Source organism: Paenactinomyces guangxiensis (assembly GCF_016055185.1).
Taxonomy (GTDB): Bacteria; Bacillota; Bacilli; order Thermoactinomycetales; family Thermoactinomycetaceae; genus Paenactinomyces; species Paenactinomyces guangxiensis.
Genome location: NZ_JAECVR010000013.1, coordinates 55,511 through 69,979, shown reverse-complemented (window position 1 = coordinate 69,979; position 14,469 = coordinate 55,511). Strand labels below are relative to the sequence as shown.

At 42.1% G+C, this 14,469-nt stretch carries 12 protein-coding genes and 1 riboswitch; of the genes, 4 read left to right on the top strand and 8 right to left on the bottom strand.

Annotated features, from left to right (window positions below; genetic code table 11):
* Nucleotides 1-400 precede the first annotated feature (400 nt).
* The 7 genes from I8U27_RS12910 to I8U27_RS12880 all read right to left on the bottom strand — a co-directional run bounded on the left by I8U27_RS12910 (nucleotide 401) and on the right by I8U27_RS12880 (nucleotide 8,699).
* Complete coding sequence (locus tag I8U27_RS12910) at nucleotides 401-775, bottom strand: VVA0879 family protein (protein ID WP_181752485.1); 375 nt, start codon at nucleotides 773-775, stop codon at nucleotides 401-403.
* 390 nt (nucleotides 776-1,165) lie between these two features.
* On the bottom strand, nucleotides 1,166-2,098 hold the full coding sequence (gene dnaI / locus I8U27_RS12905) for a primosomal protein DnaI (RefSeq protein WP_181752484.1): 933 nt from the start codon (nucleotides 2,096-2,098) through the stop codon (nucleotides 1,166-1,168).
* Nucleotides 2,099-2,275: 177 nt separating this feature from the next.
* The gene (locus I8U27_RS12900; protein ID WP_181752483.1) at nucleotides 2,276-3,109 is read right to left on the bottom strand and encodes a nicotianamine synthase family protein; all 834 of its coding nucleotides are present in this window, start codon (nucleotides 3,107-3,109) and stop codon (nucleotides 2,276-2,278) included.
* A 213-nt stretch (nucleotides 3,110-3,322) separates the two neighbouring features.
* On the bottom strand, nucleotides 3,323-4,513 hold the full coding sequence (locus I8U27_RS12895; protein ID WP_181752482.1) for a mannitol-1-phosphate 5-dehydrogenase: 1,191 nt from the start codon (nucleotides 4,511-4,513) through the stop codon (nucleotides 3,323-3,325).
* 1 nt (nucleotide 4,514) lies between these two features.
* On the bottom strand, nucleotides 4,515-4,952 hold the full coding sequence (locus I8U27_RS12890) for a PTS sugar transporter subunit IIA (protein WP_181752590.1): 438 nt from the start codon (nucleotides 4,950-4,952) through the stop codon (nucleotides 4,515-4,517).
* A 5-nt stretch (nucleotides 4,953-4,957) separates the two neighbouring features.
* Nucleotides 4,958-7,063, bottom strand: coding sequence for a BglG family transcription antiterminator (locus tag I8U27_RS12885; protein ID WP_181752481.1), 2,106 nt, complete (start codon nucleotides 7,061-7,063; stop codon nucleotides 4,958-4,960).
* A gap of 202 nt (nucleotides 7,064-7,265) precedes the next feature.
* Entirely contained in the window at nucleotides 7,266-8,699 is a 1,434-nt protein-coding gene (locus tag I8U27_RS12880) for a PTS mannitol transporter subunit IICB (RefSeq protein WP_181752480.1), read from the bottom strand.
* 479 nt (nucleotides 8,700-9,178) lie between these two features.
* On the opposite strand from I8U27_RS12880, the gene I8U27_RS12875 reads away from it, so the two are divergent.
* Complete coding sequence (locus tag I8U27_RS12875; RefSeq protein ID WP_181752479.1) at nucleotides 9,179-9,364, top strand: hypothetical protein; 186 nt, start codon at nucleotides 9,179-9,181, stop codon at nucleotides 9,362-9,364.
* 16 nt (nucleotides 9,365-9,380) lie between these two features.
* A complete protein-coding gene (locus I8U27_RS12870; RefSeq protein WP_181752478.1) occupies nucleotides 9,381-9,581 on the top strand; it encodes a spore coat protein in 201 nt (66 codons plus the stop codon).
* An 88-nt stretch (nucleotides 9,582-9,669) separates the two neighbouring features.
* On the opposite strand, the gene I8U27_RS12865 is transcribed toward I8U27_RS12870, so the two are convergent.
* The gene (locus I8U27_RS12865; protein WP_181752588.1) at nucleotides 9,670-10,554 is read right to left on the bottom strand and encodes a YitT family protein; all 885 of its coding nucleotides are present in this window, start codon (nucleotides 10,552-10,554) and stop codon (nucleotides 9,670-9,672) included.
* A gap of 556 nt (nucleotides 10,555-11,110) precedes the next feature.
* Nucleotides 11,111-11,276: riboswitch (M-box (ykoK) riboswitch) on the top strand.
* A gap of 93 nt (nucleotides 11,277-11,369) precedes the next feature.
* Here I8U27_RS12865 and mgtE point away from each other — a divergent pair.
* The gene (gene mgtE, locus I8U27_RS12860; RefSeq protein WP_374057932.1) at nucleotides 11,370-12,722 is read left to right on the top strand and encodes a magnesium transporter; all 1,353 of its coding nucleotides are present in this window, start codon (nucleotides 11,370-11,372) and stop codon (nucleotides 12,720-12,722) included.
* A 371-nt stretch (nucleotides 12,723-13,093) separates the two neighbouring features.
* Nucleotides 13,094-14,389 carry a M14 family metallopeptidase gene (locus I8U27_RS12855; protein ID WP_181752477.1) on the top strand — a complete coding sequence of 432 codons (1,296 nt, stop codon included), beginning with the start codon at nucleotides 13,094-13,096 and terminating at the stop codon, nucleotides 14,387-14,389.
* Nucleotides 14,390-14,469: the final 80 nt, after the last annotated feature.

The following is a 14,469-nucleotide window of genomic DNA, read 5'->3' as shown; positions in this document are numbered from 1 at the left end:
TTGTCACCCAAGGCACAGAAAGCCAACAACGTGAACACGGGTGATGTATATTCGTCAGCAGCGGTGAATCCATGTCTATGATTCATATAATGCAATGTTAGAGAAAATGGTAACGGTTGATTGCTGAGTATCTTGGTAAGTACAGAAAAGGAGGTAGTATAATTATACAGAATTTTCTTATAAAATTCAAGTAAATTCATCATCTTTCCTCTATTATCTCCGCCCGGCTAACGAGATCGTTTACCCGGCCTCCGGCTTTTGGCAGGGCAACTTTAAAATAAAAAACCCGCTGTGTTAAGGCTTGTGACACCCCCATTCCCAACAAGGGATTTGTGTCAAAAGCCTTATTCAGGCGGGTTTTTTATTTGTAAAATGAATTCAATAAACATCACTTGCATTTTTACCCGGCAAAATCAAACACTCTATATTCCTTTCCGTCTTCAGTGATAACAATCCGGCATTTGCTTAACATCTTTGTCGTCTTCGGGTTGTTATTATCAATCGACCAATTGCACCCCTTATCTTTCACATATTTTCCGATGCAATCTTTATAAGCTCTGCCGGGGTAAATTTTTAGGTTGTTAAAGTCGGCAATGGTCTGTACGTGACCACAATTGGGACATTCAAAAGAAACCAGATATAAGTCCGAATAACGTTCCGTCATCTCTTTGAGCCAATCGTTTTGCGTCTGCACAACCATCAGCACTTTTTCCTTTTCCGACTTATTAATAGGATTGGCAATCGCACTTTTCAGCAATGTTTTCAGATTTCTCATCTCTTTAACTCCTCTAAAAGATCATAAATGAAGACAAATTTCCCTATTTTTCCTTTTTAAAATAGTTATAAATGTCCCTTTATTATTTAATACCTCTTATATCTTCCATTGACAACCCATATTCTTCTATGATTTTCTTTAATTTTTTTAGAAATCAACGTCCCCTTTTCTTGTTGCTTCCTTTTTCGCAAAGTTTTTGTTATTTACAAAAAAACAATAAACCTGTCGAATCCGCATAAACCGACCTGTCGGGAGCTGCTTTTTTCATTCAAAACTAAAGTCTTTCTTTAATAAATGCAATCCGTCCATAAATTAATGGAAGAATCAAAAAACAAACAGGATAAAATAAGAGATACTATATTTGTGTAGCATCTCTTGACACAAAAGAGTTTACTTTTCATATCTGCGATTTTTGCCTTCAACACAGATCGGATAGACAAACGGGCGTATTCGTTCCATGATGCGCGCAGCTTTTATCGGCTCTTGCCCGCTCTTTTGTGTGTAAGAAAAGTATTCTTGCAACTCATCCAGAGTTAAATTAGAGGTGAAAATGGTAGGCAACTGATTTGACATCCGATTATGGAAAACAATACTTAACACATCATCCCGCAGCCAGGGAGAAATATTTTCCGAACCGATATCATCCAAAACTAAAATCGGGACATTGCTGAGTGTTTCTATTTTGCTGCTCACCATTTTGCCGGAAATAGAATCCCGCATCTCTACTGCCAAAGCCGACATATGGATCATCAAAGACCCGATCCCGTGGCTGGCCAGTTTATTTACAACCGCACCGGCGATATAACTTTTACCGACTCCAAAAGGCCCGTATAGATATAGCCCTTTGACCGGCTCATTATTGGCTATTTTTAAGCAAAAGTCGAGCGCATGATTAAGAGCCTCGTCCCGGTTTTCGTCATAGTCAATGGTTTCAAACGTTGCTGTTTGAATTTCCCTGGGAATCTGATGGCAGCGAATCAGCTTTTTCCGTTGCTGTTCCTCTTTATAAGCCCGCAGCTTGCTGCATTCGTTCATCTGCAAGTCTAAATATCCACCGTACGCATACAGCGTGGGATAATGCCCCTTCACCATGTTCGGGCATTGATCCAGTTCGCGGCAACCTTCACAGCTTTCCCTTTCTGTCACAAACTGCCGCAATTGCGAGAATGAACGCCGGTATACATCAGGAGTTACTTCCGGGTGATTTTGCATAAACGTTTGGACCAAAGGATGTTTATAAAAAAGTTTTAACTGTGTTTCCATTGCATTGGGGTTGATTCTTTTGTTAAACATCGGTGTGACTACATTTCCGATCTTCTTCATTCTCGGCTCCCCCCTCCCTCAAATCGCTGAACGGACACCACAGATTGAATCACCCATTGCCAATAACTTACTAATTATGCCAGGAACATGGACCGGATATTTAGACGTCGGACTTGCCATATCAACTTAGTAATACATTTTATCACACGATTCCGATTCACATCTATGATAAGCCGTTCAACTTTCAAAAAACAGGGTAGAATTGATCACCTTATGATCAGATTCAGTGCGGGCGGTGAGAGAAAGGCCAAGTGCTTCAAGTTCCCGTACATTTACCTGTTCATAGAGAATCTGGTGCAAACCGTCAGCCGAACGGACGGCGATCAACGCGCGGGGAGCTGTTTTTTGAATCCGCCTGATCACGTCCGCTTTTTTGAATACCAGGCTTGCCAAAAAAATGATTGAATACGGCTGGTACGAAATCTCCCGTCCATCTGCCTGTATCACAGATATATGGTGACTCAACTGATAATTCCGAATCAGTGTTTCCGCCCGCATGCAAGCGTCAGGATCAAGATCGATGCAAATAACTTTTCGCTGTGTTTGCCGGGAAAGCAGGATGGCACTTAAGGGAAGTGAACCGGCACCCACAAATGCCACCTCACCATCCGGGTGATTTAACATTTCGCTGTGGCATGTCACTATTTTCTCCACTTCCTTGTTCACAAGCGCTACATAATTGTCCCAGTAGAGAAACTGCCGCAGATGATGCCACCCGGGTTGCGGAATGGCTGATAACAGCTGTGCGTAGTACCGCTCCATCTCCCCTTCCGCTTCGCCCAGCTTTTCATACAAACTTGACTGAACGTGACAGCGCTTGGGGTGATTCAGCACATAAGCAATGTCTGTCTCTGTATACGGTGTACAAACTTTGGAAACCAGTTGCGTTAATGTCTCATTGATCAGCGGATTTCCGGGAGACAAATCCTGCTCCCGGTGCAATACCTGATGGGCTTTCAGAATCATTTCAATTAAATCGGCAGCCGTCCGGCTGATAACAGTTTGTTTCATACGTTTTGGTGGCTCCTTATAAAAAGATTAAACATATTCCTCCACATAACAGGCCTGCCTGCATATTTTCCACCCAGAGGAATTTAAGAATGATTCCTAATTATATCAAATTATAGGAAGAATGGACATTAATAAAAAATAAAAAATCGTAATCATCACTATTTATAAACAGTAATGATTACGATATAATCACTCTCTGTTTGGAGCAAAATTTCATAGCCTCTTTGAAGAATCCCGGATGGTTATCTCCTTCTCTTTCAAGTGGAGTTTATAATACTCTATTGATTTTTGAATGATCGGATGTTGCTCTTCCAACTCAACTGTTTCACTAAGGGCTTTTTCAACGCCTTGGTTCCTGATCAAATGTTTTAATGCTCGCGCTTCCTGATCGTCTTCTGCATCAAAAAGTAAAACAGCTGCGATGATTTTTGAAAGATTCTCCGGTACTTTCCCAAATAACTGATAGTAACTTAAGGCCGGTCCAAGCAAGCGGTCATTCTTGCCAAGCTTTCTAAGAGGAGAGCGCCCAACCCTTGTTACACTATCTATAATGTAAGGATTTTTGAATCTCAACAGAATTTTATTTATATAGTCCTGATGGCTGTCCCAATCGAAATCATATTTAGATACAATGACTCTCCCCGTTTCCTTTAAAGCACCGGAAACTGCGTGATACACTTCTTTATCTTTAATTGCTTCATCTATTCTGGCAAAGCCTTTCATATAGCCAAAATAGGCAATGGCAGCATGGCCGGTATTAACTGTAAAAAGTTTTCTTACGATATATGGAGCAAGCTCAGGGACAAATTTAATCCCGCTAATAGCCGGAAGTTCTCCTTTTATAGCAGATTGATCCACAACCCACTCATAATATGGTTCAACTTCAACCATCAGCCTGTCATCATTTATCTGACTGGGAACAATCCGGTCTACCGCAGCATCAGGGAATGCATATAACCGGTTAAATAATGTTTTTTCTTCATCCGATAATTTTTCATACACTTTCTCTTTTAAAAAAGTGCTGCCGCCAATCATATTTTCACAAGCGATAATGTTTAACGGTTTGTCTGTTATTTCTGAACGCCTTTTAAGACTCTTTGCCAGTAAATCAGATATGTTCACCAATATGTCCGGACCTACAGCTGTTGTGACCAGATCCGCCCGGACAATACTTTCGATCACTTTATCGGGCTCAACCTTACTATTTATTGCCGATATTCCTGTAATAAACTGTTCGTTCTTGCCTTGATCAGCAAACACTATCTTATATTTTTTCTTGGAATTTAGCAGGTCCACCATTTCAGCATTAATATCCACAAAAGAAATATCATATCCGGCATCGTGAAGGATCTCGCCAATAAAACCTCTTCCAATATTTCCGGCACCAAAGTGTACAGCTAACAAATTAGTTCACCTCTTCAAATAAGTTTAAAATTGTTTCCGGATCTTTTGCTTTAACAATTTTTTCAATGTTTTCTTCTTCTGAGCAGACAATCGCGATTTGAGAAAGGATATCTAAATGTTCGTTATTCTTGCCGGCAATACCAATTAGAACTTTTACAAGATTGCCATCTCCGAAGTCAACGCCTCCCGGCACCTGAATGATAGCAATGCCTGATTTTTTTACTAATTCCTTCGCAGCTTCCGTTCCATGAGGAATTGCAACAAAATTCCCCATGAAAGTGGAAGCAAGATTTTCTCTTTCCAGCATTTTTTCAATATAACCAGCATCCACATATCCCCGGTCAACCAATATTTGCCCTGCTTTTCTAATTGCATCTTCCTTGCTTGCAATACTGGCATTTAATTGGATATTTTCTTTAGTCAATATTTGTACAGGCATGTTTTTCATTGCTTCTTCTCCTTCACTTTATTTAAAAAGAATTCTTTTAGCTGCCGTGTTAAATAGTTCATGACGGACCGATGGTCATCTTGTTCAAAAAGACGGATCGATTCCTGGTCACGAATGATCAGCGTACTTATATAACTTAAAATTTCCAGTGTTTCATCATCTGCTTTTTCAGGACAAAGCATAAGTAATATAGTGGTTATTTCCATTGCTGACCCATCCATGCCACAAGTTTTCAGATGATCATGCAGACGATAAACAGTAAAGGATGGGGAAAGGACATCATCACTTTTTGTATGGTATAACGCCAACGATGTCCCGGGAATTCCCAGTCCGCCGGTTTTTTCCCGTTCAAGCAAACGGTTTTTCACATTGTCTGCTTCTTTTATCAGTCCTTTGTCTTCCAATTCTTCACAGGCCTTCTGTAACAATTTTTCTATTGATGAGGCACTTCTCTCTTTTACTACAAAATTATTTAATAATAGAAAGATAGATGTGGAGATTTTTTTTACTGATTCAATTTCTTGCATAAAGTGATTGCTTTCCATTTGTCCATCCCTTGTGGATGTCTGAGTTTGTTCAATCCGCCCCCTGTTCATCCCGATTTGGATCATTTTTTTTACCTTCTCTATATCCTCATCAGATAAGAAAGGACTGGCCAAAATATAGTCTCCTTCGTAACCTTTTAAAGGAACCGTCGATATCATCACATCATATTCGTCCGGATTCATATGATCCAATTCAAACAGGGACACATTGACTGGCTTTAAGCCGGGTAATTCCCGCTGAAGTTTAGCTGATAACATCTTTGATGTGCCAATCCCGCTTGAACAGACTACTAACGCTTGTTTTTCCGTCATCTCTTCCCTTTTAAGCAGAGCGGAGACAAAATGCATAACCAAGTAGCCCGTTTCTTCTTTTGGAACATGTAAGTCGGGAAAGATTCTTTTGGCTTCTTTCTCAACTATGGTAAAAAGCTCATTATATTCCGCTTCTATCCTTGGTAATAACGGATTATGGATATACATGTTTTGTCTCATTCGGTAAACGGCAGGTCTCAGATGAGCTACCAATCCTTGAAAAAGTTCCGCATTTTTTGTCAAATTTTTCTTTATTCTTTTGCTTACAGCGCAAATCAGCTCTTGTGCCTTAATCCCAATCCGAAAACTTGTATCCTCAAGCAGAACTTCATGGTCACTGCGCAATTTAGCTCCCATCAAGTGCATGGCAATATATCCAATTTCCCCGTTTGAAATTGAAATATTAAATGCCTCTTCGAGTTCGGAAACAATTTTTGCAGCTGCCTGATATTCCCTGGTCCCCTTCATTGACTCCAGGTATTGTTGGTCAAAGTCAATTTCTTCCCCCTGCTGAATTCTTTCGACCGCCAAAGCCAGATGAACGACTAGTCCCATATAAGCGCTGTCAGCGACGGAATAAGGCAGTTCTTCTTTGATCCTTTCCACTTTCTGCTCAATGATCAATAGTTTTTTCTTATCTACTAATCCTAATAATTTGTCTGTGATTGTCTTTATGTCCCCGGAAGATTTTTTTTGAATGCGTTCCTTGATAAGGGCTAAAAATTCAAATTCGTCAAGATGATCAAGAATTAGATTACTCATCACTTTTCTTTTGGATGTTTCCGATCCTTTTATTTCTACCCCATAACCTCTTTTTCTGATCAGAGAAAGCCCAAAAGGTGAAATTCTGTCTTCCACTTTATTTAAGTCATTACTTATCGTGGCAATCGTAACATTCAAGTCATTCGCCAGGGAGACTAGTTTGACAGGCTCCGATGCATCCAGCAAAGCGGATAAAATAATCGTCTTTCTTTCTTCCGGAGTGTATTCAACATGGGAAAGATTAAAAAGAAATGTTTGCAGCCTGCTTTTGTATTTTTCATCACCTATAATTCCGATCCCAATTCCTGATTTTTTATATAAGCGCAACTTGTATTCCTTCAGTATTTCTTCGATCCCTTTTAAGTCCCTGTGGACAGTCCTCGGACTGACCGCCAATTCTTTCGCCAGGTCATTAATGGTTGTCAGGTCTTCTTTTAGAAGCAAAACTTCTAATATTTTTCTTTCCCTTGCAGAAATATACATCTGCTTTACACCACCAATGAATGACATCCTATCCTTGTTTGACTTGCTGCCAATTTTAAATTAAAAACCCTGCTAATATAAGAATAAAACGATTTACCCCTTATAACAACAATGACTTATTGCACTTTCGTCATGCCCATTGTTGACAATTTTAAATTAGAGACAAAAAAAGAGCCTGGTACAAAACCAGACTCCCTGCCATTTATTTAGACTTCAGATCCTTGATCAATTCATCGTATTTAGGGCTGTTCAAGAAGTTGTCAACTGAGATGTGATGAGCTTGTGGAAGCGTTTCTTTCGCGCGGGGTGTTAAGTCTTTATGCGTAATAACAATATCTGCATCAGAAGGAATATTACTGATGGAAGTGTTCGTTACCTCTACTCCTTTAATCTCGGCTTTTTTCACTTTGTTTTTTAATACGGATGCTCCCATTGCACTGGAACCCATCCCTGCATCACACGCGAAAATGATTTTTTTTACATTTTTGGCATCAAAATCTTTTGGTGCTGAAGTTTCGCCCGTTTCAAACGAATCTGCTACGGAGCTTTTCTTGCCTTTCATTTGTTGCATTTTTTCCGCCGCTTCCGAAATATCCCCGTCTTTATCTTTACTTGTTTTCAGGATCAGGGAGGCGATCACAAACGAAACCGCTGCTGCGGCAAGTACGCCCAGGAGGACACCGAGGTGATTACCGCCTTTAGGGGTCATTCCAAGTACAGCAATGATACTTCCCGGTGAAGGAGGGGCTACTAAACCGACATTTAAAAGGCTTAATGTAAACACACCACTGACTCCACCGGCAATGGCTGCTAAAATAAGCAGCGGCTTCATCAGAATGTACGGGAAATAAATCTCATGAATTCCTCCAAAGAAATGAATAATGGCTGCACCCGGTGATGTTTGTCTCGCACTTCCTTTACCGAAAAACATAAATGCGAGCAGTATTCCCAGACCGGGCCCGGGATTTGCTTCTAACAGGAATAAAATGGACTTACCTGTTTCTGCTGATTGTTCTGCTCCAAGCGGACTTAAGATCCCATGGTTAATTGCATTGTTCAGGAATAATACTTTTGCAGGCTCGATGAAAATATTGGCTAATGGCAGTAAACCTGCATTCACAATCAGTTCTACTCCTGCGGCTAAACCCTTATTTAATCCTAAAACAACAGGTCCGACTGTTTGATAAGCAATAATTGTTAAAATACCTGCCAAAATACCTGCTGAAAAGTTATTTACCAACATTTCAAAGCCCTGTTTTACTTTTGGCTGAATATATTGGTCAACCTTCTTCATCAAGTATCCGGCAAGAGGCCCCATAATCATGGCACCTAGAAACATAGGAATGTCAGATCCGACAATCACCCCGATGGTTGCAGTCGCACCAACAACTCCGCCCCTTCCTTCATAGACAATTTTACCGCCTGTATAACCAATCAAGAGTGGCAGTAAATACGTAATCATTGGGCTAACCAGCTCCGCCAGACCTTTGTTAGGAGCCCATCCGGCGGGAATAAATAAAGCAGTGATCATTCCCCAGGCTATAAAGGCACCGATATTGGGCATAATCATGCCGCTTAAATAACTGCCGAATCGCTGAATCTTCACACGTAAACCGGAACTATTTTCATTCGACATCTATATATAACTCCTTTCCATTCCTACTATGCACTCCCCCCTGTACTTTTATAGTAAAGCGGTTTCATAGTTCTATCAATTTAAACTAAATGCTATTTTGTCATTCGCGTTGTTGTCACAATTAAACTTAAGGGACATTAGTGAAAAAATCTCAGGAAAGGATGACCCTTTTTAGAGATTGATTCAAAAAAAGCTGGAATCCCCGGCTTTTAAAGTGATTACAATTATCACACATCAATAATGTTATCGTATCACCCCCAAACCAGTACACCTAAGCGATCAAACCAGTATAAATAACGGGGATCGGGTGCTTCCTGGCTGTGTTTTTCCCAGGAGTTCGGCGGCTGAGTCAGGCGTTAAGCTATTAAACAGTGAAAATCAGTCAATGAGAATACTCTGCAAACCGAATGATACCTGCATATTCTATCAATCTTCCGGCTAAAATAAGGGTGACTTCCAATATAAGGGAGGCGACTTTCGTGGCCAAAGATTATTACATTGCCCGTGATGCTTACAAACAAGAGGATTTAGCAGCAAGAAAATATGCCTTTTATGCCCAAAACTGTACCAGTCCAGAAGCGAAGCAACTGTTCACTCAAATTAGCCAGGTTCAACAGCAAACAGCTCAAAAATTTCAGCAAATGATGAATCAATTCCCGCAATAGAAAGGAGATAGCCCTTATGAACGATCTGGACATGTTGTTTGACGCTGCGGAATTTGAAAAAGCAACTGCTTCTTCTTTCTCCGTACTGGCTGCTGATTGCGGAAGTGAGGAACTGAGGCAGATGTTGCTTCAACATCACAGTACGATTCAACAACACCAGCGGCAGTTTGCACAATTAATGGCAAAACTACAGGGGAGCCAGCGTAATCCTGTTTAGAAATCAAAAAAGGGTAACGAAAGATCAATGACTTACGTTGCCCTTTTTTTTGCTGTATTCTTTATGGTATATTACGATACGGAAAACTTTAATGAATATCCCGCTTTTTAAACCTTCCGCCTTTCACATCGTGAATATTTCCGATTGCCAAAAAGGCATGAGGGTCCACATCCTCGACGATCGATTTCAGTTTTGCCTCCTCCAGCCGGGTGATGACACAGAAAAGTACCTTTTTATATTCACCGGTATAGGCTCCTTCTCCCCGCAAATATGTAACTCCCCGTCCCAACCGGTTCAGGATGCATTCTCCCAGCTTTTCCGGTCTGTCACTAATGATCCACACCGACTTCGTTTCATCAAACCCTTCTATGGTGGTATCAATCATCTTGAAAGCAATAAAATAGGCAATCAGAGAGTACATCGCCCGATCCCAGTTTTCAAACACCAACCCGGCACTTCCCAGAATGAACAGGTTTAAAAACAATACGATTTGTCCCACCGAGAAGGGGAGTTTCTTGTTGAAAAGAATCGCCAAAATTTCCGTTCCGTCCAAAGAGCCGCCGTATCGGATCACCATGCCGACTCCGATCCCCAGAATGATTCCGCCAAAAACAGCAGCCAACAGCGGATCTCTGGTCAGTCCCGGTACCGGATGGAGCACGTTTGTGCCAATAGACATCATTACGACACCAAACAGAGTTGAAAGTGCGAAGGTCTTTCCGATCTGTTTATATCCCAGAAAGAAGAAAGGAAGGTTCAAAACAAATAATAAAAGCCCCAGATTCAGGCCTGTCAAATGGGACAGCATAATGGAGATTCCTACGATTCCCCCGTCAATCACCTGGTTGGGAACCAAAAAAATTTCAAGTCCGACTGCTACCAGCACTGCTCCCAACAAGATAAAAGTTCCATTTTTAAGGAGTCTTCCTTTGGTTAATTTTTTATGCTCCACCTTTTCAAATTCAGGTGCCACCGTTTCCAATAGAGATCCCCCCAATTTGTTTTACCTCTTTTTCTTATCTGTTGTTATCCTTTACCCCTCCGTAAATGATTATATCTTATTTTTATATTCTTTATGAAGGGACATGGTTGTTTTTTAAGCAGAAATCCAGCAGGAATGTAAAAAAAGAGCCGCTGTAATATGCGACTCCGAGAATGGAGATAAAGTATTTGCCCGGTAACCCTATTTTTCGATATGGTCCCGAAGCAGCCGGGAGATCTTGGGGTCATCTTCAATCATCATAATGGTAAACATGTTTCAACCTCTTCCATCATCATGACTTGATCCCTTTATTTTAACACTGCAGACAGCTGGTCATGTTTATCATTAAGGTGCACGAGAGGGCCCCCATGTATATGGAATCAGCCGGTTTTTATAGTATATTTTAAGCTCACTTAGTCCCTTTTCATTTCGATTGCATACAATATATTATTGCCACTCATATTCCAACCTGATTTTTAATCAAATTTTAATTGACAATCGCTGACACCAGCGTTTATACTGTCACTGTCAAAACAACATATTTTTCAACTATCTCTATTAGGTGAGGTTCCTGATCGGAGAGACGCTACTGCCCAAAAATGTCGAGAGACGCCAATGGGTCAGCAGGAAAGATCGGACAGAAGGTCTTTTCTAATGTAGCTGGTCCCCCGACCTATGCCGTTCAGTGCCAAAGCTCAATGAGGGAGATAAGGTAAATCGGCTCAACAACTGGGCCTATTTGGCTATGGAACCCTCTCTCACATGAGTGGGTTTTTTTAATATTAAAAAAGAAGGAGGGGAAACGCATGAATTACGCGATGGTCCAACAGGAAATTGCCTCAGCACTCAAATTATCTTCAACTGGTCCGGAGAAGCTTTTGGATCTTCTCCAACAACTACAACCTTATGATCTGTCTGAAATTCTGCGGGAGATGGAGGAGCGGGAACGAATAGGTCTGATCTCCAACCTGCCTGTCGCCGAAGCCGCTGAAGCGCTCGAATACCTGGAGCCGGAGTTGCAGTATCAGATTCTGAACCATTTGCATGATTCTGCCGCCTCTCCCCTCCTGAAACAGATGTCCAGCGATACAGTGGTTGATATGCTGCTGGCCGTTCATCCTCTTCAGGCAGAAAAGATGCTTCGTCTACTGCCTGAGGATTACCGCATTAAAATTAATAATTTGATGACCTATCCGGAATACACGGCCGGCAGTTTGATGACCGTAGACTATATCTCTGCCCGGGCCCACTGGTCCGGGGAACAAACCCTCCGGCACATCCGTAAAGTAGGTCTGGAAGCAGAAATTATCTCTTATATTTATGTAACCAGCATTCGCGGCGAGCTGGTGGGAATTGTCTCATTGAAAGAAATTATTTTAGCCAGCCCCCATACGCGGCTTTCGGAAATTGCCACCACCGATGTGATCTCGGTACCCGCTGAGATGGAACAAGAAGAAGTGGCAGGCATTCTGGCCCGCTATAGTTTTTATGCCCTTCCTGTCGTAGACAACCGAAACAGGCTCATCGGGATTATTACCTATGACGATGTGGTTGAGGTGATTCAGGAAGAAGCAACCGAAGACTTTCAAAAGCTGGGGGGGAGCCAGCCCCTGTCGGAACCCTATTTTAAAACTTCAATCTGGAGCTTATTCAGCAAGCGGATCATCTGGCTGCTCGTTCTGTTTATCGGTGGGGCCTATACCGCCAATGTCCTGGAAATGTTTCAGAGTGCCGTCGATAAAGTTGTCGCCCTTTCCTTTTTTATCCCCCTGTTAATCGGAACCGGGGGAAACACCGGATCACAGATTGTCACTACCCTGGTACGTGCGCTGGGAGTGGGTGAAGTGAAGTTTAAGGATGTTTTCCGGGTGATCCACAAAGAATTAATAACAGGGGTGCTGCTGGGTTTGTCCCTTGGCCTGGTTGCCTATGTTCGCGCGATACTCATGGGTGTTGAAATAAACATCGGATATGTTGTGGCTATCTCGGCTCTTTTTATTGTCTTGTGGGCATCTGTTGTATCCGCTGTCCTTCCGCTGCTCCTCCACCGTCTCAAAATAGATCCTGCCGTCGTATCCGGCCCTTTGATTACCACTCTCGTAGACGGAACCGGTTTGATTATTTACTTTACCATTGCCCGGATGATTTTACACATCTGAAGGCGGAGTTTTTGTGAGATGGATAAAGTGCCTGAAGTTGACTATTATCCGGTTCGGCTACGGGGGTATCGTTGATAAAGGTGAAGGTTAAATCTTCACCTTTTTTTCATTTTTTCAGAAGGATTTCTGTTTGATTTGTAGAAAACAGATATTGCGCCTCTTTTATTCATTATCCGTTAAAGCGAACAACCACTAGAAAGCTTTTCTATCCTTGACTTTCTTTTTCTCCATCCCCATATAACTTCTTTGCTTTGCCATTATTCCATTCAAAGCACCATTTCCAGATACAAGGCGTTTATTAAATTTTTCAAGAAAGGGGAGTCTTATTTTCATTCTGCCTTCCATTGATAAGAGAAAGGAGCAAACTGCTTATGAAACGGAAAAAATGGCTTTCCGTTATGCTCGTCTGCCTTTTGCTGATTACTTGTGTCCCGGCAGTGGCTTTTGGGCAGCCGGGCAAACCTGCTGCGGAAGAGTCCGCTGTCAAAAACAGAATCGGAATGTATAAAGTTACCAATGTCCACACCAAGGAAGCCAGGACTGCGATCGCTCGTACAGGGGCATCCATTGAAGAAATCGGGGACGGATATGTGGTGATTATCGCTACTCCCGCAGAAGTACAAAAATTGAAAAAGTCAGGCTTTCAAATGAAAACAGAATTATCTTTCGGAACCGAAGATTTCCCTCCTTCTGACTCAGCTTATCATAATTATCAGGAGATGGATGCCGAAATTAATCAAGTGGCCGCAGCCCATCCCAATATTGTAAAAAAATTCAGCATCGGGAAATCATATCAGGGCCGGGAGTTATGGGCAGTGAAAATCAGTGACAACGTCCAGTCAGATGAAAATGAACCGGAAGTCCTTTATGTCTCTCTCCATCACGCCCGCGAACATCTGACAGTTGAGATGGCTCTTTACATCCTTCACCTTTTTGCTGACAATTACGGTTCAGATTCCCGGATTACCAATCTCGTCAACAGCCGTGAAATTTATATTGTCTTTAACCTCAACCCTGACGGCGGTGAATATGATATATCGTCAGGCTCCTACAAATATTGGCGCAAAAATCGCCAGCCCAACAGCAACTCCGGCTATATTGGCACCGATTTAAACCGGAACTACGGGTACAAATGGGGATGCTGCGGCGGCTCCAGCGGAAGCCCTTCCAGTGAGACCTATCGCGGATCTGCCCCCTTCTCCGCCCCTGAAACGGCACGTCTGCGCGACTTTGTCAACAGCCGTGTCATCGGAGGCAAACAGCAGATTAAAACTGCGATTACTTTCCACACCTACAGCGAATTGATCCTTTGGCCATATGGCTACACCTATGCAGATACTCCCGCTGATATGAGTGTGGACGATTACCAGGTTTTTAAAACGATGGGACAAGCAATGGCCAGAACCAATAACTACACACCCCAACAAGCCAGTGATCTATATATCACGGATGGCGACATGACAGACTGGGCCTACGGTACACACAAAATTTTCGCTTATACCTTTGAAATGTATCCCCGCAGTTCGAATCCCGGCTTCTACCCGCCCGATGAGGTGATCTCAAGAGAAACCGCAAGAAACAAAGAATCCGTCCTGTATATTGCTGAGCAAGCTGATTGCCCCTATCGTACCATCGGAAAATCGGGACAATATTGCAGTGCCCCTTAACCGATCAATTATAAGAGAGGAACGGTCCACTCGGGTTACCGTTCCTCTTTTTTAGTTGATACAAGCTGTCTTGTCTGGCA

What these genes read in the sequence shown, in the direction of transcription:
- I8U27_RS12890 (WP_181752590.1), bottom strand. Translation starts at nt 4,952, where the DNA reads ATGCCTGTACAAATATTGACTAAAGAAAATATCCAATTAAATGCCAGT.
- mgtE (WP_374057932.1), top strand. Translation starts at nt 11,370, where the DNA reads ATGAATTACGCGATGGTCCAACAGGAAATTGCCTCAGCACTCAAATTA.
- I8U27_RS12870 (WP_181752478.1), top strand. Translation starts at nt 9,381, where the DNA reads ATGAACGATCTGGACATGTTGTTTGACGCTGCGGAATTTGAAAAAGCA.
- I8U27_RS12900 (WP_181752483.1), bottom strand. Translation starts at nt 3,109, where the DNA reads ATGAAACAAACTGTTATCAGCCGGACGGCTGCCGATTTAATTGAAATG.
- I8U27_RS12885 (WP_181752481.1), bottom strand. Translation starts at nt 7,063, where the DNA reads ATGTATATTTCTGCAAGGGAAAGAAAAATATTAGAAGTTTTGCTTCTA.
- I8U27_RS12880 (WP_181752480.1), bottom strand. Translation starts at nt 8,699, where the DNA reads ATGTCGAATGAAAATAGTTCCGGTTTACGTGTGAAGATTCAGCGATTC.
- I8U27_RS12910 (WP_181752485.1), bottom strand. Translation starts at nt 775, where the DNA reads ATGAGAAATCTGAAAACATTGCTGAAAAGTGCGATTGCCAATCCTATT.
- I8U27_RS12855 (WP_181752477.1), top strand. Translation starts at nt 13,094, where the DNA reads ATGAAACGGAAAAAATGGCTTTCCGTTATGCTCGTCTGCCTTTTGCTG.
- dnaI (WP_181752484.1), bottom strand. Translation starts at nt 2,098, where the DNA reads ATGAAGAAGATCGGAAATGTAGTCACACCGATGTTTAACAAAAGAATC.